Genomic DNA, 1,945 nt, shown 5'->3' with positions numbered 1-1,945 from the left:
GGGTTGTAGAAGGCGAACAGGAACATCACCGCCAGCCCCACGAGGCCCGTCATCAGGACCATGTTGATCACGGTCTTGCGCCCGCGCAGCACGGTCATGCCGACGTTGTAGAGGAAGCCGAGGGCGACCAGCACGATGCCGGCCTTGGTGATGGTGGGCTGCTCCAGGAACTCGCGGCCCATGGTCGGGAAGTACTCATTGCCGGTGAGCTCGGCCAGCCGCGCGTAAGGCACGGCGAGGTAGCCGATGATGGTCAGCGTGCCCGCGATGGCGAACACCCAGAACAGCACTCGTGCCAGCCACGGGCTCTGGAGCTCGCGCTGGGCCTCTTCGGGCACGAGATAGTAGGTCGCGCCCATGAAGCCGAACAGCAGCCACACGATGAGCAGGTTGGTGTGCACCATGCGCGCGACGTTGAAGGGGATCAGCGGGAAGAGGAAGTCCCCGATGATGTACTGCAGGCCCATGATCAGCCCGAAGGCGATCTGGCCGAAGAACAGGATGATGGCGAAGACGAAGTAGGGCATCGCCACCGACTGGCTCTGGTATTTCATGCTCGTGTCCCCCTGGTTCATCGGGCGTTCAGCCCTCGACGTTCGGCGGCCAGTCGTTGTTGCGGATGCGCGAGGTCCAGATCAGGAACTCCGCGAGGGCGTTGATCTCGTGATCGGAGAGGTTGAACTGCGGCATCTGCCGGCGGCCCGGCGCCTGGGTGGGCTGGGCGTTGATCCAGGCATTGAGGTAGGCCTTGAACGCGGCCTCGTTGCCGTTGCCGCGGCGCTCGAAGACGTTGCCGAGCTCGGGGGCGAAGTAGGCGCCCTCGCCGAGCAGGGTGTGGCAGCCGATGCAGTCGTTGCGCTCCCACACCTCCTTGCCCTCGGCAACGGTATCGGTCAGCCCGGCACGGTTCTCGCGGTCGGGCAGCGCGGTCACCGTGTCGAGGGTGAGCCCCACGAACAGGAGGATGAAGAACAGGCTCCCCCCGTAGTAGATGTTTCGGGCCATGCCCTTGGTGAAACGTTCCGACATCGAATGTCCCCCTGAAGGTTGAGAAAGCGGTGTTCCGGCCCGCGGGCGTCAGCCGAGGTGCGCGCCGACGACGTCCATCAGCGCCTCCAGCGCCGCGGGCTCGTCGCTCAGCGGCTCCGCCAGGCAGGCGCGGCAGGCCGCGAGCGGCGCCACGCCCCGGGTGATCAGCCGGGCGGCATGAACCAGCAGCCGGGTGGAGGCGGCCTCCTCGAGGTCGTGGCCGTCGAGGCGGCGCAGGTCCGTGGCCAGGCGCACGAGCTGCTCCGCCCGCGCCGCGTCGATCCCCGATTCCCGGGCGACGATCTGCCGCTCCGCGGCGGCATCCGGGTAGCCGAAGGACAGGGCCACGAAGCGCTGCCGCGTGCTCGGCTTCAGGCCCTTCATCAGGTTGCGGTAGCCGGGGTTGTACGAGACCACCAGGAGGAAGTCCGGGTGGGCCTCGATCAGCTCGCCGGTGGCGTCCAGCGGTAGCACCCGGCGGTCGTCGGCGAGGGGATGGAGGACCACGGTGGTGTCCTTGCGCGCCTCGATGATCTCGTCGAGGTAGCAGATCCCGCCCTCGCGCACCGCGCGGGTCAGCGGACCGTCCTGCCAGTAGGTACCCTCGCTGCCGAGCAGGTGGCGGCCGACGAGGTCGCCGGCGGTCAGGTCGTCGTGGCAGGCGACGGTGTAGAGCGGGCGCTCCAGACGCTCCGCCATGTGCTGAACGAACCGTGTCTTGCCGCACCCCGTGGGGCCCTTGATGAGTACCGGCAGGCGCTCGGCGGCGGCGTGCCCGAACAGTGCGACCTCGTCACCCAGGGCGTGGTAGAAGCTGCCGGCGGGGGCGGTTTCGGCGGTGTCGCTGACGATGTGCATGGTTGAATCCCCTATGTTCCGATTAAAAAGTACTATAGATACATCTTAAAAGAAACAC

3 protein-coding genes are annotated in these 1,945 nt (G+C 67.0%); all 3 read right to left on the bottom strand.

From position 1 onward, the window contains the following. On the bottom strand, nt 1–554 hold a 554-nt coding region (locus G7A99_RS18825; protein WP_305792338.1), incomplete at its 3' end, for a cbb3-type cytochrome c oxidase subunit I. A 28-nt stretch (nt 555–582) separates the two neighbouring features. Then, the gene (locus G7A99_RS18820; protein WP_163143074.1) at nt 583–1,029 is read right to left on the bottom strand and encodes a cytochrome c; all 447 of its coding nucleotides are present in this window, start codon (nt 1,027–1,029) and stop codon (nt 583–585) included. Nucleotides 1,030–1,077: 48 nt separating this feature from the next. Continuing rightward, nucleotides 1,078–1,887 (bottom strand): CbbQ/NirQ/NorQ/GpvN family protein, encoded by an 810-nt coding sequence (locus G7A99_RS18815; protein WP_163143071.1) that lies wholly within the window; start codon nt 1,885–1,887, stop codon nt 1,078–1,080. Nucleotides 1,888–1,945 lie beyond the last annotated feature (58 nt).

The sequence above is a fragment of the Arhodomonas sp. KWT genome, assembly GCF_010993615.1.
The sequence above is the reverse complement of the archived record's forward strand: the minus strand, read 5'-3'. Positions and strand labels throughout refer to the sequence as shown.